Raw genomic sequence first — 979 nt, 5'->3', positions numbered from 1 at the left:
TGCTCGTCGCGGCGCTGCTGACGCTCGCGCTCGGCCAGGGCGTGGCGCGGCTGGTGGACAGCGGGCTCGCCGCGGGCAGCGCGCAGGGGCTCGACACGGCGGCGGCTCTGATGGGCGCGGTGGTGGCCGCGCTCGCGCTCGCCACCGCCACCCGCTACTACCTCGTCTCCTGGCTCGGCGAGCGGGTCGCGGCCGATCTACGGCGGCGGCTCTACGACCATGTGCTCTCGCTCTCGCCGGCCTGGTTCGACACGGCGCGCACCGGCGACATCCTGTCGCGCATGACGGCCGATGTCGGGCTGCTGCAGTCGCTCGTCGGCTCGGCGGTCTCGATGGGGCTGCGCAACGCGGTGACGGGCACGGGTGCGATCGTGATGATGGTCGCGACCTCGGCCAAGCTCGCCGGCATCGTGCTGCTCGTGCTGCCGGTGGTCGTCGCGCCGCTGGTGCTGTTCGGGCGGCGGGAACGGAGGCTTTCGCGCACCGCGCAGGAACGCATCGCCGACCTCGCCGCGCGCGCCGAGGAGACGATCAACGGGCTCCGCACCGTGCAGGCCTTCGGCCAGGAACCGGCCGAGCGCGCGCGCTTCGGCGCGCAGACGGAAGCCTCGGTCGCCGCAGCGCTGCGCCGCATCCGCTCGCGCGCCATGCTGATCCTCGCCGTCATCCTGCTCGGCTTCGGCGCCATCACCTTCGCGCTCTGGACGGGCGGGCACGACGTGGTGACGGGGCGGATGAGCGGCGGCGACCTCGCGGCCTTCGTCTTCTACGCCGTGCTGGCGGCCAGCGCCGGCGCCTCGGTCAGCGAGCTCTGGGGCGAGATCCAGCGCGCCGGCGCCGCGGCCGACCGCATCGCGGAGGTGCTGGACGTCGCGCCGTCCGTGCAGGTGCCCGCGAAGCCGGCGGTGCTGCCGCGGCCGGTGCGCGGCGCGCTGGCGTTCGAGGGCGTGCGCTTCGCCTACCCGACGCGCCCCGCCCA

The 979-nt window shown here is 75.3% G+C and carries 1 protein-coding gene; it reads left to right on the top strand.

Translation table 11 applies throughout. The features are described from left to right. The coding region (locus L2I40_RS23705) for an ABC transporter transmembrane domain-containing protein (RefSeq protein ID WP_272911016.1) at nt 1–979 on the top strand (979 nt) is incomplete at both ends.

Origin of the sequence: Falsiroseomonas oryziterrae, from assembly GCF_021864505.1 — a bacterium.
Classification (GTDB): Bacteria; Pseudomonadota; Alphaproteobacteria; order Acetobacterales; family Acetobacteraceae; genus Falsiroseomonas; species Falsiroseomonas oryziterrae.
The sequence above is the reverse complement of the archived record's forward strand: the minus strand, read 5'-3'. Positions and strand labels throughout refer to the sequence as shown.